Origin of the sequence: Paenibacillus baekrokdamisoli (genome assembly GCF_003945345.1) — a bacterium.
GTDB lineage: Bacteria > Bacillota > Bacilli > Paenibacillales > Paenibacillaceae > Paenibacillus_Z > Paenibacillus_Z baekrokdamisoli.
Window position 1 is genome coordinate 3,491,379 of the sequence record NZ_AP019308.1, and the last position, 24,889, is coordinate 3,516,267.

At 44.8% G+C, this 24,889-nt stretch carries 19 protein-coding genes; 7 read left to right on the top strand and 12 right to left on the bottom strand.

What is annotated here, in order from left to right:
* Positions 1-196: 196 nt before the first annotated feature.
* Positions 197-466, top strand: a complete 270-nt coding sequence (locus EKN16_RS15745; RefSeq protein ID WP_164522811.1) for a helix-turn-helix domain-containing protein — start codon at positions 197-199, stop codon at positions 464-466.
* Between the two features lie 69 nt (positions 467-535).
* Here EKN16_RS15745 and EKN16_RS15750 read toward each other — a convergent pair whose 3' ends face one another.
* Positions 536-1,027, bottom strand: coding sequence for a Calx-beta domain-containing protein (locus EKN16_RS15750; RefSeq protein WP_125658989.1), 492 nt, complete (start codon positions 1,025-1,027; stop codon positions 536-538).
* 100 nt (positions 1,028-1,127) lie between these two features.
* On the opposite strand from EKN16_RS15750, the gene EKN16_RS15755 reads away from it, so the two are divergent.
* Positions 1,128-2,348, top strand: coding sequence for a glycosyltransferase family 4 protein (locus EKN16_RS15755; RefSeq protein WP_125658992.1), 1,221 nt, complete (start codon positions 1,128-1,130; stop codon positions 2,346-2,348).
* 56 nt (positions 2,349-2,404) lie between these two features.
* Here EKN16_RS15755 and gltB read toward each other — a convergent pair whose 3' ends face one another.
* Positions 2,405-7,009: a glutamate synthase large subunit gene (gene gltB / locus EKN16_RS15760; RefSeq protein ID WP_125658995.1), complete on the bottom strand. Its 4,605-nt coding sequence runs from the start codon at positions 7,007-7,009 to the stop codon at positions 2,405-2,407.
* A gap of 419 nt (positions 7,010-7,428) precedes the next feature.
* On the opposite strand from gltB, the gene EKN16_RS15765 reads away from it, so the two are divergent.
* Positions 7,429-8,796, top strand: coding sequence for an SGNH/GDSL hydrolase family protein (locus EKN16_RS15765; RefSeq protein WP_125658998.1), 1,368 nt, complete (start codon positions 7,429-7,431; stop codon positions 8,794-8,796).
* 423 nt (positions 8,797-9,219) lie between these two features.
* Here the strand turns inward: EKN16_RS15765 and EKN16_RS15770 are convergent, their stop codons facing one another.
* The 3 genes from EKN16_RS15770 to pyrE form a co-directional block, all read right to left on the bottom strand.
* Entirely contained in the window at positions 9,220-11,241 is a 2,022-nt protein-coding gene (locus EKN16_RS15770; RefSeq protein ID WP_125659001.1) for a YhgE/Pip domain-containing protein, read from the bottom strand.
* Positions 11,242-11,342: 101 nt separating this feature from the next.
* Positions 11,343-11,942: a TetR/AcrR family transcriptional regulator gene (locus EKN16_RS15775; RefSeq protein ID WP_125659004.1), complete on the bottom strand. Its 600-nt coding sequence runs from the start codon at positions 11,940-11,942 to the stop codon at positions 11,343-11,345.
* A 299-nt stretch (positions 11,943-12,241) separates the two neighbouring features.
* On the bottom strand, positions 12,242-12,763 hold the full coding sequence (pyrE, locus tag EKN16_RS15780; protein WP_125659007.1) for an orotate phosphoribosyltransferase: 522 nt from the start codon (positions 12,761-12,763) through the stop codon (positions 12,242-12,244).
* Positions 12,764-13,497: 734 nt separating this feature from the next.
* On the opposite strand from pyrE, the gene EKN16_RS15785 reads away from it, so the two are divergent.
* Both EKN16_RS15785 and EKN16_RS15790 read left to right on the top strand, forming a co-directional pair.
* Complete coding sequence (locus EKN16_RS15785; protein ID WP_125659010.1) at positions 13,498-13,713, top strand: hypothetical protein; 216 nt, start codon at positions 13,498-13,500, stop codon at positions 13,711-13,713.
* 224 nt (positions 13,714-13,937) lie between these two features.
* Entirely contained in the window at positions 13,938-15,107 is a 1,170-nt protein-coding gene (locus EKN16_RS15790) for an O-antigen ligase family protein (RefSeq protein ID WP_164522812.1), read from the top strand.
* 163 nt (positions 15,108-15,270) lie between these two features.
* Here EKN16_RS15790 and EKN16_RS15795 read toward each other — a convergent pair whose 3' ends face one another.
* Both EKN16_RS15795 and kapB read right to left on the bottom strand, forming a co-directional pair.
* The gene (locus EKN16_RS15795) at positions 15,271-16,596 is read right to left on the bottom strand and encodes a glycosyl hydrolase family 28-related protein (protein ID WP_197719132.1); all 1,326 of its coding nucleotides are present in this window, start codon (positions 16,594-16,596) and stop codon (positions 15,271-15,273) included.
* 465 nt (positions 16,597-17,061) lie between these two features.
* Positions 17,062-17,454, bottom strand: a complete 393-nt coding sequence (gene kapB, locus EKN16_RS15800) for a kinase-associated lipoprotein KapB (protein WP_125659019.1) — start codon at positions 17,452-17,454, stop codon at positions 17,062-17,064.
* Between the two features lie 220 nt (positions 17,455-17,674).
* On the opposite strand from kapB, the gene EKN16_RS15805 reads away from it, so the two are divergent.
* Together EKN16_RS15805 and EKN16_RS15810 are read left to right on the top strand one after the other, a co-directional pair.
* The gene (locus EKN16_RS15805; protein ID WP_125659022.1) at positions 17,675-18,790 is read left to right on the top strand and encodes an MGDG synthase family glycosyltransferase; all 1,116 of its coding nucleotides are present in this window, start codon (positions 17,675-17,677) and stop codon (positions 18,788-18,790) included.
* Between the two features lie 89 nt (positions 18,791-18,879).
* The gene (locus EKN16_RS15810; protein WP_125659025.1) at positions 18,880-20,295 is read left to right on the top strand and encodes an NAD-dependent malic enzyme; all 1,416 of its coding nucleotides are present in this window, start codon (positions 18,880-18,882) and stop codon (positions 20,293-20,295) included.
* Positions 20,296-20,398: 103 nt separating this feature from the next.
* Here EKN16_RS15810 and EKN16_RS15815 read toward each other — a convergent pair whose 3' ends face one another.
* The 5 genes from EKN16_RS15815 to EKN16_RS15835 form a co-directional block, all read right to left on the bottom strand.
* Complete coding sequence (locus EKN16_RS15815; protein ID WP_311547514.1) at positions 20,399-20,620, bottom strand: NlpC/P60 family protein; 222 nt, start codon at positions 20,618-20,620, stop codon at positions 20,399-20,401.
* A gap of 295 nt (positions 20,621-20,915) precedes the next feature.
* Positions 20,916-21,167 (bottom strand): hypothetical protein, encoded by a 252-nt coding sequence (locus EKN16_RS15820; protein ID WP_125659028.1) that lies wholly within the window; start codon positions 21,165-21,167, stop codon positions 20,916-20,918.
* A 167-nt stretch (positions 21,168-21,334) separates the two neighbouring features.
* Positions 21,335-22,351, bottom strand: coding sequence for an SGNH/GDSL hydrolase family protein (locus tag EKN16_RS15825; protein ID WP_125659030.1), 1,017 nt, complete (start codon positions 22,349-22,351; stop codon positions 21,335-21,337).
* Between the two features lie 155 nt (positions 22,352-22,506).
* Complete coding sequence (locus EKN16_RS15830; protein WP_125659033.1) at positions 22,507-23,007, bottom strand: zinc ribbon domain-containing protein; 501 nt, start codon at positions 23,005-23,007, stop codon at positions 22,507-22,509.
* A gap of 179 nt (positions 23,008-23,186) precedes the next feature.
* Positions 23,187-24,809, bottom strand: a complete 1,623-nt coding sequence (locus EKN16_RS15835; protein ID WP_125659036.1) for an ABC-F family ATP-binding cassette domain-containing protein — start codon at positions 24,807-24,809, stop codon at positions 23,187-23,189.
* Positions 24,810-24,889 lie beyond the last annotated feature (80 nt).

Below are 24,889 nucleotides of genomic sequence, written 5' to 3' on the forward strand. Positions count from 1 at the left end.
GTTAAATTGTGTATTTAGGCATGGGAATCATGAACTTTAATAGAATAGTATAAACTCAGTTAATTGGAGAGAATCGCAGGGGTAACTATACATATTGTATCTTAAAGTGAATGATGAGCGTTTTGAAGGTATCATGTATATCAATTTTTTGATACACTATTTCTCAAAGTGCTTTTTGGTAGATGGGAGGATAAATATGGATGAAATTGGGAGCAGGATAACTTTATTACGTAAAAAGCATGCAATAAAACAAAATCAATTAGCGAAACTACTTGGTATCTCTTCATCCTCACTTTCTCATTATGAGAAAAACCGTCGTTTTCCAGATTATCGAACGATAAGAAGCATTGCTACCCTCTTTCAGGTTACAACAGATTATTTACTTGGCAGAACCCAGATACCGAGTCCACTTAACGACGATTCGTTGGTTCAGCTTGAACTCGAACCAGCTGAAATTCAAGGCTAGAACATGAACAAGTAAATTAAAGCCCTCACTCGTTGATATACCGATGAGGGCTTTGATTTGCTTATTATTTTACGCTACGACTACATTATTATCGTTATCGATGATCTCTACAATAGCTTCGCCAGGCTTGCCTATCACAGCTCCGCCCTTCGGATTCATAAGCTTTACCCGAAAGGTTTCCATGCCTTCAATGATCTGATCATCAATAATTTTTAGCTGAATTCGTTTAGTTCGCTCACCATTCCTAAAGGCTATCGTGCCGCTAGATCCTAGGAAATCACTTCCTTTTTTAGCTGTTAAGTCACATAAGCAATAATCTACAGTTACATTTCCCATTGATCCTCCAAGACGCTCCACAGTCACCGCCGCATATCTCTGACCTTCTTTTACATGATAGAGCTCTTTATGCATAACGATTACACCATGTTTATTATAGGTAATGCCTTTCCCCTTTGCCGATGCTGCTCCCTGTAGAGTAAACACCAGTACGATTGAAATCATAACAATAATAACCATTCGAAGCTTGTCCGATCCTAGTCTGACTGAATCCTTTAAATTCACTTTTTTTCCTCCTAGTTATGATACAAATCGTTTACAAAAAATAGTATATGTTACTTATTGTATCATTGTCAATTAGGTCATCCATTTGGAGGTAATAGACATGAGAATACTATTATCCGCATTCATGTGCGAACCAGGCAAGGGCTCTGAGCCGGGTATAGGCTGGAATTCAGCCATACATCTGGCCAGACAAGGTGACAACGAGCTATGGGTGCTTACTAAGCTTGAGTTCAAAGCCAAAATAGAAGAAAAGCTAAATATGTTGCAGCTCACTAATCTACATTTCATATACATTCAAGATTCTCAACGCATTCGACATATTTCTTTTGTCGGCTACTTCTTAAACTATTACTATTGGCAATGGAAAGCCTACAAGGTAGCAACAGTATGGGATAAAGAAATAAACTTCGATGTTGTACATCATGTGACCCTCGGAAGTTTACAAGGAGGTTCATGGATGTGGAAGTTAAGAAAACCTTTTGTATTTGGACCTGTTGGAGGAGGACAGTTTGCACCTTCAGCGTTTAAGAAATATTTTGAACAGGAATGGTTCACCGAATCACTCCGAACTTTGTTTCGTTGTAAGCTCTCCGCCCTTAATCCATTAATTCGTTGGACAATTCATCATTCTAATCTGATACTGGCAACAAACACAGATACCTTTGACATGATCAATAAGCTAGGTGGCTCCAATAAAGTGATGCTTTGTCTGGATTCTTCCCTACCCGAGGAATTCTACCCTGATACCTTGCCTCAAAGAGTATCCCATCCTTCGTGTCTCCATCTTCTATGGGTAGGAAGAATAATGCCTAGGAAGGCCTTGAATTTGGCGTTAGAAGCTATATCAAAAGTAGCCAGCACAATAACAGTCAAGCTCACTATTATCGGTGGAGGTCAATACGCGAGCAAAATCCAGAGTTGGATACAAAAATATAACGTTAAAGATCGTATAGAATATAAAGGTGAGCTTCCTTGGGAGGAATTAAGAGGCTACTATCTGTCATCAGATGCATTTCTATTCACAAGCTTGAGAGATTCTTTTGGAAGTCAGGTTCTTGAAGCGATGGCATTCGGCCTACCTATCATTGGACTCGACCATCAAGGAATAAGGGATTTTGTCCCCCAACAGGTAGGCATGAAAATTAAAGTTCATAGTCCTGATCAAGTTACTCATGATCTCTCTCAGGCGATTGAGTATTTGGCCAATCATCCGGATAAAAGATTAGCAATGGGCAGAATTGGCTGGGAATTTGCGAGGACATGCAGTTGGGACCAGTTCAGCAAGAAAATGACTGGTTATTATAACAACTTAATAACTTAGATCAGCATTCTTATATACAAAGAGACCGAGCGTCTGTGGACGCTCGGTCTCTCCTATTAATTCCCGCCTACGCGAGCTAATTCTTTCATATTCGCTTCAAAAGCAGCGAGAAGTGCATCTTCACCGACAAGACCGGACTGTTCCATCTTATCGATTTGCTCCAGCATCCGTTTGTAATCCTTCGGAATGATCTTCACGAATTTGGCACGGTATGTGTCCCAATCCGCTAAGACGCGGTCGCCGACCGCACTGCCTGTGTACTGAACATGACGTTCAAGCATCTCATGCAGCTCTGCCGCATCTGCTGACTCTTCAACGCGCTCTAGCAATACCATCTCGATATTACAGTGCTTATAGAAGTCTCCTGCCTCATCTAATACATATGCGACACCGCCGGACATACCTGCTGCAAAGTTACGGCCTGTAGCGCCTAGAATAACAACGCGGCCACCTGTCATATACTCACAGCCATGATCGCCGACACCCTCGACAACAACCTTCACCCCAGAGTTCCGTACAGCGAAACGTTCTCCCGCAATACCGCGGATATAAGCCTCACCATTCGTTCCTCCGTAGAAAGCTGTGTTACCTATGATAACATTCTCTTCTGCTTTAAAAGTGGCCTGCGGTGAAGGTGCGACGATAATTTTACCGCCGGATAATCCTTTACCCACATAGTCATTGGAATCGCCTTCGAGCGATAGCGTTATTCCTTTCGGTACGAAAGCACCGAAGCTTTGACCAGCAGATCCAACAAAGTGGAAGTTAATTGTATCATCAGGCAAGCCCTTCGCTCCGTAGCGACGTGTAACTTCACTTCCTACAATCGTACCGACAACGCGATTCGTGTTGCGAATCGGAAGTGTTGCACGAATCGTCTCACCGCTCTCAAGCGCTGGCTGTGCAAGGCCCATAAGCTCCTGCATATCAAGCGACTCTTCAAGCTTGTGATCCTGCTGCTGTACATTGTAACGGACTGCATCATTCGGCAGCTCCGCTTGATATAGAAGCGGCGTCAAGTCGATGCCTTTAAGTTTGTAGTGATCGATAAGAGATTTGGTCTGAAGTCGCTCAACACGACCAACCATATCTGTAATCTTACGGAAACCAAGCTCTGCCATAATCTCACGAAGCTCTTGCGCTACGAATAGCATATAGTTCGCAACATGGCTTGGATCGCCCATGAACTTCTTACGAAGTTCTGGATTTTGTGTGGCAACACCGACTGGACAAGTATCCAGCTGACAGACACGCATCATAATACAGCCAAGCACGACAAGCGGTGCAGTGGAGAAGCCGTATTCCTCTGCTCCTAGCAATGTTGCGATCGCAAGGTCACGACCATTCATGATTTTGCCGTCTGTTTCAACGACTACACGATCACGAAGATTGTTGAGCATGAGTGTTTGGTGCGTCTCCGCAAGTCCCAGCTCCCACGGCATACCCGCATGACGGATCGATGCAAGCGGCGACGCGCCTGTTCCGCCATCGTATCCACTTACTAGGATAACGTCAGCACGACCTTTAGCAACACCAGCTGCGATTGTACCTACGCCTGCTTCAGAAACCAGCTTCACGTTGATACGGGCACGAGGGTTAGCATTCTTAAGATCATGAATAAGCTCTGCCAAATCCTCGATCGAATAAATATCATGATGCGGCGGAGGCGAGATGAGGCCTACACCTGGTGTAGATCCACGAACTTCAGCAACCCAAGGGTATACTTTACGTCCTGGCAGCTGACCGCCTTCACCTGGCTTCGCACCTTGTGCCATCTTGATTTGGATTTCGTCTGCATTAACCAAATAGTTGCTTGTTACGCCGAAACGGCCAGAAGCTACTTGTTTAATCGCACTGCGACGGGAATCCCCGTTCTCGTCATTAATGAAACGCGCTGGATTCTCTCCGCCTTCACCTGTATTGGACTTACCGCCGATGCGGTTCATCGCAATCGCTAGCGATTCATGCGCTTCCTTCGAGATCGAACCATAGGACATTGCCCCAGTTTTGAAACGTTTGACGATCGACTCAACCGACTCCACTTCTTCTAATGGTACTGGATCAGCATCGTAGTTGAAGTCAAGCAGCGAACGAAGCGTCAGATGTTTCTTATCTTCACCCTGCACTAACGCAGAGAATTTCTTATATAGTTTGTAATCATTCGAGCGGGAAGCCATTTGCAGCGTATGAATCGTCTGCGGGCTGAATAAATGATCTTCGCCGTCTTTACGCCATTGGTATTCACCGCCGGAGTCAAGCTCCTTCACGCGGCCCTCTTGCTCAGAGAACGCACGGTTATGGTGCTTCAGTGTCTCTTCGGCAATAACATCAAGGCCGATCCCACCAATACGAGTCGTAGTCCATGTGAAGTACTCATCCACTAGCTCTGGCTTCAGACCGACTGCTTCAAAAATTTGTGCTCCGCGGTAGGATTGAATCGTCGAGATGCCCATCTTGGACAAAATCTTAACGACACCCTTCGTTGCAGCTTTAATGAAGTTCTTGACTGCTTTCTCGTGAGTAACCCCTCTGAGAAGCCCTTGACGAATCATATCATCAAGCGTCTCGAAAGCCAGGTAAGGATTTACTGCACTTACGCCATAACCAAGCAGCAATGCAAAATGATGCACTTCGCGAGGCTCACCAGATTCGAGCAGCAAGCTTACTTTCGTACGCGTACCTTGACGGATCAAGTGATGATGAAGTGAAGATACAGCAAGAAGCGCTGGAATTGCTGCATTCTCACGGTCCACTCCACGGTCAGAGAGGATCAATACATTATGGCCTTTTGCCATAACACGATCTGCTGCTTCACACATTTGCGTAATCGCAGCACGAATTCCTGCTTCGCCTTCCGATGCTTCGAATAGAATAGGAAGCGTAATGGACTTGAATCCAGGACGACGCACATGGCGCAGCTTAGCAAACTCTTCATTCGACAGAACCGGCGATGCAAGACGGATGTGACGACAGCTCTCTGGCTCAGGTTTGAGCAAATTGCGCTCAGGTCCTAGCGTTGTGCCGGTTGCCGTAATGATCTCTTCGCGAATCGCGTCAATTGGTGGATTCGTTACTTGAGCGAACATTTGCTTGAAATAATTATATAAACGCTGAGGGCGTTCGGATAGAACAGCAAGTGGTGCATCATAACCCATGGAAGCAATCGGCTCTATACCGCTGCCCGCCATAGGCTCAAGCACTTTACGCAGGTCCTCGAACGTATAACCAAATGCTTGCTGACGCCGCTCTACCGTATTATGATCCGGTTCTGGCAGCTCAGGTGCTTCTGGCAAATCGTCCAAACCAACCAAATGCTCATCAAGCCATTCTCGGTATGGATGCTCTTCAGCAATCTTTGCTTTTACCTCTTCGTCAGGTACGATGCGGCCTTCTTTGGTATCAACAAGCAGCATACGACCTGGGCGAAGTCGATCTTTATATAGAATGTTTTCCGGTTCAATAGGAACCGTTCCTGCTTCAGAGCCAAGAATAATAACATCATCCTTGGTCACATAATAACGCGCTGGACGCAGACCATTACGGTCAAGAATCGCGCCAATTTGTGTACCATCTGTAAAGCCCATTGCAGCTGGTCCATCCCACGGCTCCATCAAACAGCTGTGATATTCGTAAAAAGCTTTCTTCTCATCATTCATAGCTTCGTGGTTCGACCATGGTTCAGGCACCATCATCATGGCTGCATGAGGCAGGGAACGGCCAGAGAGGTATAAGAATTCCAGCGTGTTATCAAACATCGCGGTATCCGAGCCATCTGGATCAATGATTGGTTTAATTTTCTCCATATCATCGCCAAACAATTCGCTCTCACAAAGCGTTTGACGGGCATGCATCCAGTTCACGTTTCCGCGAAGCGTATTAATCTCACCATTGTGAATCATATAACGGTATGGATGCGCGCGCTCCCAGCTTGGGAATGTATTCGTTGAGAAACGGGAGTGCACAAGTGCAAGGGCGGTTTCAACAGACTCGTCATTCAGATCCAGATAGAACGAACGAACCTGCTCCGTTGTAAGCATCCCTTTATATACGATTTTCTTGCTCGATAAGCTGGAGAAATAGAAGCTGTCTGCTCCTACATCACCGGAGTAACGGATCGCATGCTCCGCACGTTTGCGGATGACATACAGCTTGCGCTCGAATGCCAGCTCATCCTTAAGCTCAGCGTTCTTCCCTATGAAAACTTGGCGAACAAACGGTTTAGCCGCAATTGCAGAAGTTCCAAGTTTCTCATCATTAGTAGGAACCGTACGCCAACCAATGAATGTTTGGCCTTCCTCACGAATGATTGCTTCCAATTCACGTTCATGTTTATCGCGCAGCTTCTCGTCCTGCGACAAGAACAGCATGCCTACCGCATACTCTCCGCTTGCCGGCAGTTCAATATTTTGGCTCTTCAGTTCGCGCGCGAAGAAGGTATGTGGAAGCTGAAGCATGATCCCTGCTCCATCACCTGTATTCGGCTCACTGCCTTGACCTCCGCGATGTTCCATGTTCTCGAGCACCGTGAGCGCCTGGCGAATAATTGAATGCGACTTTCTCCCTTTGATGTTGGCCACAAAGCCCATGCCGCAAGCGTCTTTCTCAAACTGCGGATCATATAGACCTTGCTTCGGTGGCAATCCCAAACGATTCTCTTTCATTGGTTGCAACCTTTCTATGAGAAATTTTTGATAAACAATATTCATGAGGCCCCGCTTCATTTTTGGCGATTTATCGCTTAGAATGAAAGTACACGTAAGGATATAGCATATCAAACAGCCGGAAATTGAACAAGAGGGTGTGAAACAACGCTCTCGCTGTTCACAAACTGCTTACGGGGATAAAAAAAACGCTGTCTACGGCTGCATAGCATGCCATAATGGTCAGCATCCTCAAGTAAAGTAGCACTTTTTCGCATTTTCGTTATTATTTTATTTTAACATCCTGTCAAAACGATATCAATTTAATATTTTTATGGTGCTGATAAGAGAATCTTTATCTGGATGGGCATCAACTCACCTCAGAATAGACTAAAACGCTTTTTAATTATACTTTTACTATAACAAAGGATGTGTGTGGATTGTATAGTAACTTAAGGAAATCACGGCGGCTAGCCATTTCATTGACAGCGGCTGCACTGCTTGCAGCCTCGGTAAGTGCAGGGGCCGCTTTCGCCTCAGGAGCTTCAAACAAGGCAGCGTCTAACTTTCAAGCATCCGGATTAGCAGCACCGAATCAAATTCCTTACGCAAACAGTGCAGTAACCGCTGAGGCAGCAGATCAGCTCCATATCGTTGCAGTTGGTGATTCCTTAACTGCCGGGTATGAGCTTGGCATGCAGGTAGGAGCAATCCCATACGGATATGTTGATCGCGTATACGAGCAAGCTCTTTATCATTCTCGTGCTGATTTGCAGAATTATGGGGTGCTTGGATTAAAATCCACGGGACTTAAAGGCTGGCTGGATGCCGCTGTGAATGGCACAACAGCAACAGCGGAACAAGTTCAGCCGAACTTATCCAGTTATCCCCTTGCTTCGGAAATGATTGCAAAATCCTCAAATTTATGCAGTGCGCTAGAGCAAGCCAATATTGTTGTCATGACAATTGGAGGCAATGATTTTACCGGTATCCTCGAAGAGATCAAGAAAAGCCCAATGACAGCTGAGCAGCTTGGAGCACGATTGGATACGATGCTGAGTGATTACAACAGTTCACTTGAAGCCTCATTACGAATGATCTTCTCTATTAATGGAACAACACAGGTTATCTTCGCTGATCAATATTTACCTGTTCCTAAGCCATCCGCTATCAATAAAGCAGTAACGGAGGAGCAATATGCCGTACTCCTGGATGCTGTGAAGAAGCTAAGGGAGCAGGATGAAGCATTGGCCGCTAAGCTCCGTCAGGAAGGCCTGAATGTGAAGTCAGTTGATGTATCGGAGCCTTTCAAGGGCAACGAGCTTGCATATACCTACATCCTGCGTGGTGATATTCATCCGAAGCAAACAGGTTATGAGCAAATCGGCAAAGCATTCGCGAAGGGAATCTGGAACGAATATCGAGAGCCGGCAGCATTGCCGACGGGCGTTCCTTTACGCGTGGTAGTCAAGGGCATAACACTGTCTGGAGCAAATACGGCAATCGTCAAAAATAGCACAACTTTTCTGCCGATGCGTGATATTGCAACAGCGATGAATGCCACTCTTTCCTGGGATAACAAGGCTAGAACAGCCACTTTGAAGGCTGGTGATAAGCAGGTTTCCTTTACCATCGGTGCAAAGACCATGAATGTAAATGGTCAGGTCATTCCCCTTGAAACACCCGCATACTTGCAAAAGGTCGGCAGCTCACAGGTTACTTACCTGCCGCTAGCGGCACTTTCCAAAGGACTTGGTTATCAGGTTATCTACAGAAAACCGATTCAAACTGTTTTTGTTAATAAATAATCATTTCCTAACTATTATGGAAAACAAGAAGAAACGGTAAAAATTTGAAGTATTGTTCGTAGAAGCCCGCTGCGCGGACGGATCATTCGAAGCCCGCTTTGCTGCCGGATCATTCTTACGATCGCTGTTGTCTCCCTATTTTTTGAATCTATCCCTTAAGGGTAGAAATACGGAGACAAAGGCGAACGCTATCGCTTCTTCAGAACGATTCCGTCCGCTTCGCTAGGTTAGCCGAGAGGGTAAGCACTGATAATGATTTAGAGCCGAAAAGAATAAGCGAATTTTATACTTTCTGATAGTTAGAAAATAGTTTGAAAAAAACCACCTCCGCAGAATCATGAATTTCATGATTCATCGCGGAGGTGGTTTTTGTTAGGAAAAACATTTACGATTATTTAGCTCGAAAGCGGAGTGTTGTTTAACCTAGGCTGACAAAGCAACGTCTCTTGTTGCTGCGGTGCGTTTGTTTTTGCGGAACATGATCGTATACACCACTAGCGATAAGGCTGCACTCACGATTGCAAATAATGCAACATGGAACGCACTACTCCCTGCTGTAAGCAGCTCATTGCCTGTTACAATCTCGCGGAAAGCCGAGATCGTGTATGTCATTGGCAGCCATTCACGAATATTACTGAGCCATGTTGGCACTAGCTCAGATGGATAAGTGCCTCCACTGCCTGTCAATTGGAGAATAAGCAGAATAACCCCAATAAACCGACCTGGTTGATCAAATGCCGCAACCAAGAATTGAATAATCATCATGAACGTAACACTCGTCAATAAAGTAAAACCAATAAAGGCAGCCATATGATTCACATGCAGCCCGATACCATATAGAAGAATCGCATCCGCTATAAGTGCTTGCACAACTCCGACAAGTCCGAATAATAAGGCTTTGCTCAAGAACCAGCTCCAACTGGAACGCGGAGTAATCGTTGTCTCACGGAAAGACATGACCATCGTGGAGAGTAACGCCCCGACGAACAAACCTAGTGATAGGAAGTACGGTGTGAAGCCTGTGCCGTAGTTCGGTACTTCCGTTAATTTGGTCTCATCGACTTGTACCGGCTTGGCAAACATATCATATAAGGCATCGGAACCTGTGATGTCACCGGATTGACGCGAAGCGTCACCAAGCTTGCCTGATAGCTCGGCGGATCCATCGGCGAGCTGCTTCGTGCCGCTGGCTAGCTCAGCGGATCCGGTAGCCAGCTTGCCAGAACCATCAGCTAGCTTCGCCGCACCATGGCTTGCTGTTACAGCGCCGCTTGCGACCTTCGCGGCGCCTGCAGCTGTTGCCTTCGCGCCCGCGGCAAGCTGGGCCCCGCTCTTCGACGCCTCTGCGAGCTTCTCGTGCAGCGTGCCAAGCCCTTGCTGCAGGGAAGTTTGCCCCTGCTGCAGCTGCGTCGCTCCAGCGGCAAGCTTCGCGCTGCCGCCGGACAGCTCGGCTGCGCCGGAGGATACCGCTTTGGCAGCGCCCAGCAGCTGCTGCAAGGTCGCATTCCCCGCAGCATCAGGCTGTGCAGCGACGTATGCGTCCAGTGCCGCTTCAAGTTTAGCGGCACCTGCAGCCAGCTGCTCACTGCCTTGCTGCGCTGAAGCAAGCCCAGCTTCCAGCTGTTTACCAGCTGCAGCCGCTTTATCTGCACCACTGCTGAGCTGTTTGCCCGCAGCTTCAAGCTTTCCGAGCCCGCTGGACATTGCCGCCGCTCCCGTACTTACTTTAGCAGCTCCATCCGATACGCTGCTTGCGCCTGTACCTAATTGGCTAACGCCGCCAAGCAGATCCTTAGTGCCGCTCGCCAGCTTCGCGACATTATCACGGAGCAGCTCCGCTCCTTGCTTGGCACTCGACGCTCCATCACTCAGCTTGGTCGCACCGTCACTAGCTTTAGCTATACCGTCAGCAGCATCGCCAATTTGATTGAATACCGCTTCAGCATAAGACTTAGTTACCTGAGCGGATATCTCAGCTTGCAGCTTCGTAATGGCAGATTGGCCGATCTTCGAAGCCAGATAGCTCTCACTGTCATTCGTAACATAACGAAGTGCAGCCGGCTGTGGATTCTTATCTAGCAAGGTGGTCGCTTGCTTGGAGAATTCCTTGGGAATTTCAATCGCGTAATAGTAATTACCATCCACAAGCCCCTTCTCCGCCTTCGCCTTGTCAACAAATTCCCATTTGAAATCCTTCTTTTCCTTCAGCTGCTCTACCAGATCATTACCGACCGTCAGCGACTTTCCTTCAAATTGCGCTCCCGCATCTTCATTAACAACGGCAACCGGCAGCTTGCTTAGCTTTCCATAGGGATCCCAGTTAACCCCAATTAACATCCCGCTGTACATAATAGGAATGAATAAAATGCCGATGATGGGTATGAGAAGCTTACGGTCGCGTACGATCCGGCTAATTTCATTCCCGAATAAAGATAATCCTTTCATAGCCTTTCGCCTCCAGCTTCATGAATTACTGACCCATATAGTATTGCAGTCAATCTATCTCAAAAAAATAAGCAGCTCAGCTAGCCACTATTTTTCAATAGTTAACACTCTTCTACCTTCGCACCTACACCATTCTTCATCAAACTGATAAAATAACTCGTCACTTCTTCCTTCGTCAGCGACTCATGCTCCTTGCTCCATTCCACCGCTAATGCCAAGTACAGCCTTATCATAACAAAAGCCGTTAGCTCTGCATCCACCTGACGCAGCTCACCTTTCTGTACAGCAGTCGAAACACGCTGCTGGATGAACTGGACAATCGCCTGCTCCATCTTAGCGATACCTTCCTTGGCCATAGGGGTCCCAATATCCCGAACCTCTTGAGATAGCTTAACGATAAGTTCATGCTTCTCTCGAAATATAAGAAGCTCATACAGAACATCAGCTAGGTTCTCAAAAAAAGGACGTTTGTGGTCAATCGTTCGTTCCGCAACTATTCGAAGCTCGAGCGTCAGCTGGCGAATAATTTCACCAAAAAGATCTTCTTTGGTTGGAAAGAATGTGTAGATCGTACCTTTGCCAACTGCAGCAATTTTGGATACAAGCTCCATTGTCGTCGCTTTGTAGCCGAACATGGCAAAGGACTGGCCAGCCGCTTCTACAATTTGTGTTCTGCGATCAACTGGTTTCTTCTGCTCCATGGCTGCTGCCTCCTTCATTTTCAATTCTCTTTATGACCAAATTTCAATTTCGGTCAGTTAGTCACTTTATGCATTGTAGCACGCTTCAAACAGGAGTGCAAGGTGTAACTAGCAAGAAGAAACGGCTAAAGCCGTCCTTGGTGGCGAAGCAAGTTTCTTCCTTCTGAAATATAAGCAAAGTATAGAGGAAACTTATACTTTCTTATATTTGAACAAATTCACAAGTGACGCTGCTTATCCAAGCTTATGCTTGGACATGCAGCTTTCATCAACCTTTGAAGAAACGCAATGGCTCACCGCTACCCCTTCATTTCCCCTGCTTCCACAAGCTCTTGCATCGTAAAGAGCGCGTGCAGCTTCAACCCGATCTCTTCAAGCTTCTTTCGACCTTCTGGTTGACGTTCGATCACACAAACAACCTCTTCAACAATAGCTCCCGCCTCGCGCAATTCCATTACGCTGCTTATGATTTGACCGCCAGTCGTAACAACGTCCTCAACTACACAGACGCGTTTCCCCTTAATATCGGCCCCCTCAGCCAGCTTACAGGTTCCATATTCCTTCGCCTTCTTCCTCACAAAAGCAGCGGGAATATTCGTCTCCATCGAGAGCACAGTCGCGATCGGGATGCCGCCCATCTCAAGTCCTGCAAGTACATCTGTCCCCACGGCAATGCGTGTTGACAGCTCCGCAGCAATTGCACCAAGAAGCCTTGGATCCGATTCGAACAGATATTTGTCAAAATAATCATTCGACACTTGTCCGGATCGAAGCGTAAAAGTCCCCGTCAAATGAGCAACCTTATAGAGTTCTCGGGCCATGATCAATCGTTTCTTTTCGATTCTAAACCCTCCTAGCTCAAATGTGCTCTGAGAAACTACTCCACGTAATTCTCTACTGAGTTATTGACGATACTGTGATACCATCTTAGACCTTTACAGTATCAATACAACTTGCAGCTCGAATTGCATCAAACTCACCTTTGAAGTTGGTAATACTCCTTCTATTAACTGATGTACTGAGCGAGGCGCCACCTAACACCGCCGTCCGAATATTACTGTTATATTTGTACAATGTGTCGTAGATATAGCGCTAACTCCCTTCTGTTTTTATACATCAAGTCTAAGTAAGTGAGTAAAAACGCCCTTAAAATAGAATACCACAGAGAACAATTATCACCCACACAATTACTGAATTTTCAAAGAAGGTATCATTCGGTGCAATCGCAAAAGCGCTTTATCCTATAAGGTAAGCTAACTGCTACTTCTAACTGTTTTATGACTTAATCCCAGAATTGATAATACCTCCAAATATTTTCACCAATCCAGTTTCGATCAATTATTAAGGGAAATTATTTCCTTGATTAAACTTAATAAATCCAATACCAAAAGAATGTTGGGTGAAGACTGCAAGCCTGTCCGCTTTTGAATTATCCTTATACTTGTGCTCTCATCATCTGACGTTAAATCATTTCATCAATCCGCGAATACATTTTGTAACTAATAAGATACAAAATGTATCTTTTGTGTTACGATGTAAAAAAGGAGTGATGGACTTGCAAGCTATGTTTAGAAGGAACAAACTAATAGAATTCGCTCGCTACCTCGCAGATCAGCATAAGAATCATGAACAAATGCGATTAGACCGACCGGATGATCAATACACTTTAGGTCTGACATCAAGTAGTAAGATACTTTATGAGCGATATTTTGAGTTTTTCCGTATTGAACCTGATGAAGTTACTCCTCAAATTGGAGGAACAAATGAATGAGGACAAATAGCAAATTATTCTTTAGAGATCAATTATACGGTAATAAACCAAGTATAAAGTATGAAAGATTTATTTTCCTGTCATTACTGCTACTTCCAATCAACTGTTTTTATTTTGGGAGTATGAATGAGATGTTATTCGAATTAGGATTATACCCCTACTTGATAATTTCTCCATTAATTGGAGTTCTACTGCTAGAAAGGTATTATCACAATAGTTTCATAGTGAAATTGCTACTTTTTTTCTTGTACTGGGCTTTAATATCTGGAGTAGCCAATATCATTGGTATTTATCATTCAGCAAATTACAGTGATGTAGGATTATATAGGTATTTCAAGCAAATGCTAGAGATAACAGTTGGTATTTTTCTAGTTCTCTTTATTTCTACTGTCATCGTAAAGCGCGAGATAACCATAGAAAGGATTTCGGAATTCGTTATATACTCCATAAAAGCGTGTGTCTTTGTTGGAGTGATAGAGATAATGGGGAAAATAGTTGGAATCTCAGTGTTTCTTGAAGTATTTAATTTAATTTCACATCTCGTCAACCGAAATCCTTATATCCCCGGACGCATTCATACATTATCGGGTGAGCCTAGCTGGTACGGGATATATACCGCTTTTGCCTATCCTTTCTTGCTTCATATGTTACTGAAGCATGGAAAGCATAAAATTTTATTTTTACTCTTTTTAGTTACTATTTATTACACGACGTCCCGTACGATGTATGTAGTTGTACTATTACAAAGTCTTGTGTTTTTCCCTACTATTTTCAAACAAGTCATGAGTAGAAGACTTATTCCAGTTACCATGTTTCTAATCGCTATGTCACTTTGGATCGGGTATAACAATCAAAGCGCGGTATCGACAGCAATGGAAAGTGTAACAGAAACGATATCATCGATTACAGATTTCACCATGGAGAGCGATGAGAGTTATTCATCAACTGCCAGGTTAGGTATGCAGATGACTGCAGTCAATATGGGGTTAGCTCACCCGTTCTTTGGTGTAGGTGAAGGTCAATTTATATTTAATTTTGCATCATATATACCGGAATGGACAACAGGATCATACGAAATTGAGAAAGCTGAGTTGGGCGGTACAGCTCAAGTACACGGGATGTATGCACGAATTTTTGCAGAACTTGGTGTAGTAGGTTTATTAATTTGGCTTTCAATATGGGCTTTATCTGTGATAAGGCTCGTGAATGCTAAAAAAGATGCAACAAATAATGAGAAGAAAGAAATAAATCTATTACTATGTTTAATCGTAGGAGTCTTTGCCTGTGGCTTTAACGTAGACTCTTTTAGAATGATGGTCGTATGGATCACATTTGGGATCATAGCGGGATGGTACCTTAAATACGAAAGGAGGATTAATCACATTTCTGAGTGATAACTTGATCGAAAAGACGTCCCATGTAGGGGACACTTTTCTATTCGTCAAGGAGGTCAAGGTTCCTGAACTCGTAAAGTACGGAATAACTCCTGTTAAAAAGGCCCAAAGTCTAAAAGTCTAGTCATAAAAAGGACACACCCTCTTTGGGAATGTCCTTTTATTATTGCAGTGAAGTCTTAAGTGTCGTAGTCACAAGCGGCGTAGCTACTTGGTAAGACGGGTCGACATAATCCCCATTTTGAAAGGATCCATCTGTCACTCGCATATTATCAATGTGTAAGTTAGCACCTGCCGTCACTGTGCCGCCAGCTATGAGACGCCGTAAGTTAATCGTACCAACAATAGTATTGTCTTTAATTTCGATGCCGTTCACAGTAATTGTGGAGTCATCGCTAAGTTGGAACAAGGCCACTGTGTTAGAGAGTGATTTGGAGAATGTAGAGAAGGTTAACGATAAGCCTCGAATGTTCAAACTTGAGTGATAGTTGGTTTTAACGATGGAAGAGATATTTCCTTTAGGCACAAACCCTTCGATATGAATATTATCGATAATGAAATTGGGTGCATCGACAGCTTCAATTGCAGTGGTATAAATACCATGTTCAATGTTAATTTGACGCAATTGTTCATTGGAGGTCGTTTGGAAGTACATGCCCCAAGTAGCAGTGAGCTTTGTTTTCTGCTCCACATTGTCCCAGTTCATACCGTGGATATTCGACCATATATTTCCGGTATTTGATCCACGAATGTAAGACATGGAGTGACTAAATGCGCTAATTGTAATATCACGAAGACTCGTGGAGAATACGTAATTCCCCTTACCCGCAGTCAGAGACTCTCCACAATATAAACCAGATGTCACATTTTTGATTTCCAGCCGTTCGAGTACACTACCATAACCTACTCGCTGCAAATTCACGCCAACACCTTGAGGAACTTTTTGACTAAGCGCTGAACGATCCGCATGCTGAAGAGTCATATCGGCAAGGTAGCTATACACTTCGCCAGTAATAACAACTGCCTCACTTGCCGTATGTTGAACAAGTATGGTTCGATCCACACCAGCACCAATGACACGACGACTACGAAAGTCAGGTGCTTTAGTAAGCTTATAAACTCCTTTTGGAAAATACAAAGCACCTAGATAACCAGCTGCTTCAATAGCTCGATTAATTGCAGCTGTGTCATCCGTAACCCCATCGCCTTTAGCATTGTAAGGGGAAAGTTGCACATTAATACCCGATTGTCGTTGTAAATTAACCATGTCCGAGTCGTTCACTCCCACGGCTTGTTCTCCCTTCTGACTGTTCCTCCCTGTATTATTATCTTGAATATTAAAGTTGTTTGGAAGAAAACTGATGCTTTTCTTGTAGCTGGAGTTGTGGGATGAGCTGACTAGAACTAAAACAACAATAAGCGCAATAAATAAACGCGTTTTCTCCAGCCCGTCCTTAATCGGTACGTCCCCATTTCCATGAGTCTTCAAAGAGTGCACTCCCATACAATTAATTATACGCGTCTCAACCAAAAACGTGCTAGACGGTACAGAATAATTATCCTTCAAGAAGTGTTGGGTAACGAGAGGATTACCGATTATTTACTTAGTCAAAAAGCACCATTTTCATGCATTATTTTCAAATATTCCACTTTCTTTGTCGATATACAGCTCATCGATCTGTCCATTTCTCATTTACACGTTCCAATATATTGGGTTGATCAATTCGCTTATTTCTTACAGTATTTTTCAAGAGGAATGACTCTTTATCTCTTCAGAAAAGAAGTCAAACTAACCAGTATCTTTGCTATTTCGTCTCTTATACTTCTGATAATAACAGGATGGTTTGGATACCTACATGAAGGACTTATCATTTTGTTCATATTTAATCATTTATCTCTCTTTTGGAACCAAAATAAATTTCAATACATCTAATCCATGGCAATGGCTCTAATTCTAAAGCTTATATTCCTTCTCCAGCCCTTCAAGCTGCCCCAAGCCACGCTCAGCCCATCGCTTCAATCGGTCAAGCGCTGCAATATCCGCGGCCAATGCTTGCTTCAAGGATTCCTTATACTCAGGAACCTCCCCATGAAAAGGTTCCATGTCCGAAGCGAGGATGTTCGTCTTTTCTGTAAAGCTAAGCGCCCGACGTTCATGAAACATCGGTACATCGGGATTGTACGGATTATGTAAATCACCTTGTTCAGGATGCTTGCGAACAGCTAATACTTTGACAAGTGATCGGGGGGAGCCTGCTTCTACCACTTCACCTACATATTCGCCTGTTTTATAAGTAATGACGACAAGCGTACCCGGCTCCGGGGAGAATTTCTGGTTAGATTGCATCTGTTTTGACCTCCTATTTTTTTCAATTCAACTGATTTCCCTAAATTTTAGCATAAATTAATGATACATTCACATCCAAGTCTCCATTCCAATCTTGTGTTGCAGAGCTTTGCATCGTAATATGGTAATAAGACTTTAATAATAGAAGATGAACTCGCTGAATCGCCAACCGAAACTTCGAGTGCAATTCCAGAGTTGGAAAGAAAAGTAGGTGAGAAGATTGCGTAAAAAAAGAGTGCTTTTGCTTTCAGAGGGTTTTGGCTCCGGACATACACAAGCTGCATACGCACTTGCCGTTGGCCTACGCGCGCTCAATCCAAACATTCAAGCCCGAGTCATTGAACTAGGTAACTTTCTAAATCCAGTTATTGGTCCTTTAATTGTTTCTGCTTATCGTAAGACAGTTAGCACACAGCCTAAGCTGGTAGGCATGGTATACCGTAGACAATATAAAAAATCGCTCAATCGCTTCACCCAGCTTGCCCTGCATCGCCTATTTTATAATCATATCTCACAGGTTATCTCGCAGCTGAAGCCGGATTTAATCGTCTGTACACATCCCGTCCCAAACGCAGTCGTATCTCGTTTGAAGCGGCTTGGGCTTCCTGTTCCCTTATATACGCTGATTACCGATTATGATGCTCATGGGACTTGGACCAGCTCCGAAGTGACTAAATATTTGGTCTCCACCTCTCTGGTTAAGAAGAAGCTAACGGATCGCGGCATTCTTGGCAGCAAAATCGAAGTAACCGGCATTCCCGTGCATCCGAACTTCTGGCAAACGCATGACAGAGTGGAGCTGCAGGCACAATTTGGTCTGAAGCCATTGCCAACGGTCCTTATTATGGGCGGCGGTTGGGGTATCATGTACAGTGACAATTTACTTGAGTATATGACACGCTATCGTGAGGACATACAGCTTATTTACTGTGTAGGCAACAACGATAAATCACGGGAGAAAATGCTCGCCGATCCCCAGTATCAGCATCCCAATATTAAGGTGCTGGGATTTACTAAAGAAATCAGCAAGCTTATGGATGTCTCCGATCTGCTTATTACCAAGCCGGGCGGTATGACCTGTACCGAAGGCCTTAGCAAAGGTATACCAATGTTGTTCTACGAGCCGATTCCTGGTCAAGAAGAAGAGAACTGTGAATACTTCATAGCAAGCGGCTTTGGCGAAATGCTGATCTCCACTGAAACCATCGATAAATGGTTCAAGCTCATTCTTGAGCCTTATGCTTCCGTGCAATTTAGGAACAGTCTGATGACCAAGCGCAATCAGCAATATAACCCTATGCAATGTTCACGCGCCGTCCTGCAACTGATGCAGTGACGGTTTTTTTTACCCGCAATCCTCTTCACCCTGCATAGGGCCTTTCTACTCTGGGTAAACATAGGTAGACATTTAAGGAGGCGTAAGAGATGAGAGACCAGCCGTTAGATGGAAAAACGGTCATATTACGTATTGAGCTCGATACGAAGCAAACCCTTTTTGGTACCGCTGCAACTGCCATTGAAAGTGCCGGCGGCGATATTATCGCTATCGATGTCATTCAGACAAGTCGAGACCGTACCGTACGAGACTTAACCGTCAAGGTTCGGGAAGCCGAAACAACCAATAAGATAGCAAAGGCATTCGAATCGCTCCCAGGTATCCGCCTGGTTAACGTCTCAGACCGTACCTTTCTACTCCATCTCGGAGGTAAAATAACGATTCAACCTAAGACACCCATTCAGAACCGGGATGATTTATCCCGTGTCTATACGCCTGAGGTAGCTAGAGTATGCACCGCCATCCATGAAGATCCATCCAAGGCCTTCACTTTAACGATCAAACGTAATTGTGTGGCAGTCGTATCGGATGGCAGCGCTGTACTCGGCCTCGGCAACATCGGTCCCTTCGCAGCTATGCCTGTTATGGAAGGAAAGGCCATGCTATTTAAACAATTTGCTGATGTGGATGCTTTCCCAATCTGCTTGGATACTCAGGATACTGAAGGTATTATTGCTGCGGTCAAAGCAATCGCTCCAGGCTTCGGCGGTATTAATCTAGAGGACATCTCCTCCCCTCGCTGCTTTGAGATCGAACAGCGCCTTCGAGAGGAGCTGGATATTCCAGTCTTTCATGATGACCAGCACGGGACTGCTGTCGTTCTCTATGCTGCCTTGCTCAATGCGCTGAAGCTAACCGATCGCCGGATCGAAGATGCTCGCATCGTCATTTGTGGAATTGGAGCTGCTGGTACTGCCTGCACGAAAATGCTGCTTGCTGGTGGTGCTCGCCATGTTATCGGAGTGGATCGGGAAGGCATATTGACACGCGACAAGCATTATCCTAATGGGATGTGGCAATGGTACGCGGAGCATACGAATGAGGAACGGTTATATGGCGGACTTACGGAAGCTCTGCAGAATGCTGATGTCTTCATTGGACTTTCCGCTGGCGGCATACTGAAGCGAGATTATATCCTCACGATGGCTGAGCAGCCTATTGTGTTCGCAATGGCCAATCCAGAACCCGAGATTCGTCCTGAAGAAGCCGAGGATATTGTTGCGGTCTTCGCGACGGGAAGATCGGATTATCCGAATCAAATTAATAATGTTCTCTGCTTTCCTGGCATATTCCGAGGTGCGCTCGATTGTCGCGCCTCCGTTATCAATGAGGAGATGAAGCTGGCAGCAGCTGAAGCAATCGCAGCCGTCATAAGCGCTGATGAGCTAAGCCCGCTCTATATTGTGCCTAGCGTATTCAATCAACGTGTCGTGGAAGAGGTTCGCCGTAGAGTCGTACAGGCCGCCATACAGAGCGGCGTTGCCCGTCGACAGCCGAGAGAGTAAGCAGGGTTTACATCCTAATTGAATAAAAACCAGTCCAAACACGGAAATAACGTGTTGGGCTGGTTTTTGTTTATTCCGCTAAATATTAGTCAGGACTACTGTTCTACAAAGCGCTTCCTCCAAATAAGAAGCGGTACTCCCAGTGTGTACCGGTAATATCATTCGTACGAACGCCGCCCGACTCTGTCGAGTAGGTATGCAGCACTTGTCCATTGCCCAAGTAAATCCCAACGTGGGAAATGACAGCTTTATCTTTGTTGATGTTCGCATACGACGATGCTTTGGTACCTGCGTAGTTCGTGAAGAACATCAAGCTAAGTACCAATGAGTCACTAGGAAGACAGCACAAAAAAGACGTCTCTCATAAGACGTCCCTTGTTTGCGAGCTATTTAAGCCTTCTATATACAAGCATTGCGGCCTCGATTTCTTTTGAGAAATGCTCGACTTTATTGTCCCGATTCTATGACTTAAGTACTATTTTATAGGATAGCCTTCACAGTCTGGTAAGTTACACCAATGTTTACCTATCCAAACGAAATCTCCACCTTAGGAATAATAAAAAGTCGTGAATGAAGGAATGTTCATCTTAAATTAATTAGAAGTTGTTCTTTAACGTTACCTAGATGTCTTGCACTGCGGGCGCTCCCATCTCGGGAACAACGACACCCAATACATCATCTGTTTGACCCTTTTGTGTTACTTCCATTAGAGTATCATACCGATTCGCCGAATGAAGGATAGACTGGTAATCACTTTGATGAACAGACGGAACAACGACAATTTCTCCAGTGTGATAGTACAATTGCAAGGTTGACTCCGTCTCATCATAGGAACAGAATGATATTTGTTTGGATTCCACAGGTAAGAGCAAATAAACGCCTCCTTTTTTATTAAGCACGATTAGAGTTCTTTGGGTAACAATGAGAGCAACAATCTCTGGGCTCTCCTATATATACCCCCTACATGACGGTTGCAACACTAAAATAAAAAAAATATTTTGCGACATCTGCAGAAAAAATGAAGCGGCCTCTCCCCGGCTTATGTATGAGCTCCTGTGCCCTCAATTAAATAATTAAATGCTTGCTCATACAACCAATGCCCGTAATCATTCGGATGGTTAATATTGTTAAGCAGCAGGCTTTCTGGCGTTTTACCTGCATTCAATTCAATTTTCCATATCTCATTAACGTCTGCAACACCGATTTTATACTCCACTCCCAAGCGACGAAGAACCTGGGCAAATTCACCTACTTGACCGCTTGTGTGCTTCCATAATGGATTCGGCTCGCAAGGAGTAACCAACACGATATCCGTTTCACCGTTTCGAAGGGTCGCTTCAATAATATTTCGTATATTTTGCTCATAGTCATGGAGCGGTACAGCCACTTTCCCCTCAAATAGGTTCTGGTCATTCATGCCGTACCCTATTGTCAGCAGATCCGGATGATTAGCCACAACATCTTGCTCTACACGAGCTGATCCTCCAGTACTCGTCTCTCCTCCGATCGCTTTATTCACAACACGAACGTTCCCTGCTGGACTTAAGGTCGAGAGACGATTGGCTAAACGCTGGAAATAAGCATACCGCTCTTCGCTTGCTTCTCCGCCTGTACTGATACTATCGCCATAAACCACATAGACGGCTTCTTGTCCGGATTGAAGCTTATTGATCGTATTCTTCAAAAAATGACTAGCAGCATTGCCGAATCCAGCCTTTGCTGCATCCCTATCCAGCTCATACTCATAATCAATAAATACGGTGAAATTGCGGTTACTGTAATCATCAAACAGGGTATGATCAAAATTCACCTTTTCATATAACACATGGTCAGACCAATCCAGAATGCTGCTTCCCTCCGCTCTAACGATAACTCCAGAATCGTAATCGACAATAAAATCTTTTCCTTCTACAAAAGCAACCGCATCAACATGCTCCGGATCCGTATGAGTTCTCAATTTCACGCTTCCTTTAATAATAGGACGATGCCGCAGCTGCTGCTTTTCCTGCCTAGTAAAAACAAGTGACTCTGCCGTCTGCTTCACATTTTCGGACATTTAATGATCCCCTTTTCGTTTTTTTCCTCTGAAATAGAAGCAAAGTATGGAGAAACTTATACTTTCTTGTATGTAAAAAAAACAGGCAGTCTACCTATGCATCCTACAGCACTGGTGACTACCTGCTCTCTGACCTTCTTAATCTCTTCTTCCTGCTATTGCCCATGCTGGTCTGTATAAGCATCAGAGCCTCCAGAGAACTCTGAACCGCAAACGTAGCAAATTTTGGTATTTAGCTCATTTTCAGTCTGGCATTTGCTGCAGATAACGCGTATTTCGCCAACGGTTGAATCTGGTCTTGGCTCCTGCGGAAGCTGTGTACCGCAATCTGGACAAAAGCGAGTATCCAGCGCGACCACTTTGCCACAGGTACAGGTTTTCTCGAAGCGAATCATCTTAATTCGCTCTTCTAGCATTTGAATATCAGATTGCAGCTCATCCAGCTGCTGACAGCAGCTCATAACTTCATTCTCGGAATTCGCAACATTTCCCTCTTGATGAGAGCGATAGATAGACAACCCAATCTGGTGATAAACTTTGTCTTGATCCTTTTCTTTGCCAGAAATCTGTGATTTTATCTTGGTGATCTCTACAGTCTGCGACGCTTTCTTTGCAGCATCGGATGCACCTTGTTTGATTTTATCTAAAAAGGACATCAGAATCGCCTCCTCTTTTCTAACCCAATCTAAGTTGCTCTATAAGTTTATCACAAACTAGGGGATAGGGTCACGCACGTGCCGCTCTTTTACCTTGATTCTATTCGCGTTTTAAACAAAAGAGACTGGTACCCTCTAGTAAACTTCTACGTGAGGGAACAGTCTCTGCTTCATTGTTATTATTCAGCTGGATACATGCGCTCGCGAAGCCCTTTGACTTCTGCGCTTTCGAGGTACTCATCATAAGGCATAATCCGGTCGATGATCCCGGTAGGCGTAATTTCGATGATCCGATTCGCAATCGTTTGAACGAACTGTTGGTCATGCGAGGTGAAGATCAGCGTACCATCAAAATCAATTAATCCGTTATTCAATGCCGTAATGGATTCGAGATCCAAATGGTTCGTCGGTTCGTCCATCAAAAGAACGTTCGAGCTCGACAGCATCATTTTGGACAGCATACAACGAACCTTCTCGCCACCGGAGAGCACGCTTGCCTTCTTAAGCGCTTCGTCACCGGAGAACAGCATACGTCCAAGGAAGCCACGAATAAAGCTCTCATCTTGCTCCTTGGAATATTGGCGAAGCCAGTCAACCAGGTTCATATCTACGCCATCAAAGTACTGCGCATTATCCTTCGGAAAATAAGCCTGCGACGTTGTAATGCCCCATGAGAATGTTCCTGCATCCGGCTCTAATTCCCCTGTAAGCAGCTGGAATAGAATGGTTTTCGGAAGTGTATGCGGGCCAACTAGGGCGATTTTGTCGCCTTTATTAATGGCAAGCGTCAGGTTGTCGATCAGCTTAACACCATCAACAGACTTTGTTAAACCTTCCGTTAACAGCAATTGCTTGCCTGCTTCACGCTCTGGCTTGAAGTTGATGAACGGGTACTTACGGTTGGATGGACGAATGTCGTCCAGCGAGATTTTATCAAGAAGCTTCTTACGGGAAGTAGCTTGCTTGGATTTGGATTTGTTCGCGCTGAAACGTTGAATAAACGCCTGCAGCTCTTTAATCTTCTCATCCTTCTTCTTGTTCGAATCCCGCATTAGCGATAGCGCCAATTGGCTGGACTCGTACCAGAAGTCGTAGTTACCGACATACATTTGGATTTTACCGAAATCGATATCCGCAATATGTGTACAAACTTGGTTCAAGAAATGCCTATCATGGGATACTACGATAACGGTACCTTCATAGTTGCCCAAGAAATCCTCAAGCCAATGAATCGATTCCATGTCCAAGTGGTTGGTAGGCTCATCGAGCAGCAGAATATTCGGAGCACCGAACAAAGCTTGTGCAAGCAAGACGCGAACTTTCTCGTTACCGGAAAGCTCCGACATCTTCTTGTCATGCAGGTCTGGCGTGATGCCAAGTCCATTCAGCATTCCTGCTGCTTCGGATTCGGCTTCCCAGCCGTTCATATCAGCGAATTCTGCTTCCAGCTCGCCCGCGCGCATACCGTCTTCATCGGTAAACTCTGCTTTGGCGTAGATTGCATCTTTCTCTTTCATCACTTCAAACAGCTTCTTGTGGCCCATGATAACCGTCTCAAGTACGAGATTCTCATCGTACTCATAATGGTTCTGTTTCAAGACTGCAAGTCGCTCACCTGGCGTAATGTGTACTTCACCATGAGACTGCTCAACCTCGCCGGACAAAATTTTCAGGAAGGTAGATTTGCCAGCTCCGTTTGCACCGATCAAACCATAACAGTTGCCTGGTGTGAACTTAATATTCACATCTTCAAATAGCGCACGCTTACCGTATCGAAGCGTTATACCGCTTGTGCTAATCATTGTAAGTAATCCCGTCCTTCACTCGAAGATCTTATTCATCGCACCATTATAACACAAGAGTGTGTATTAATCCCACGCTC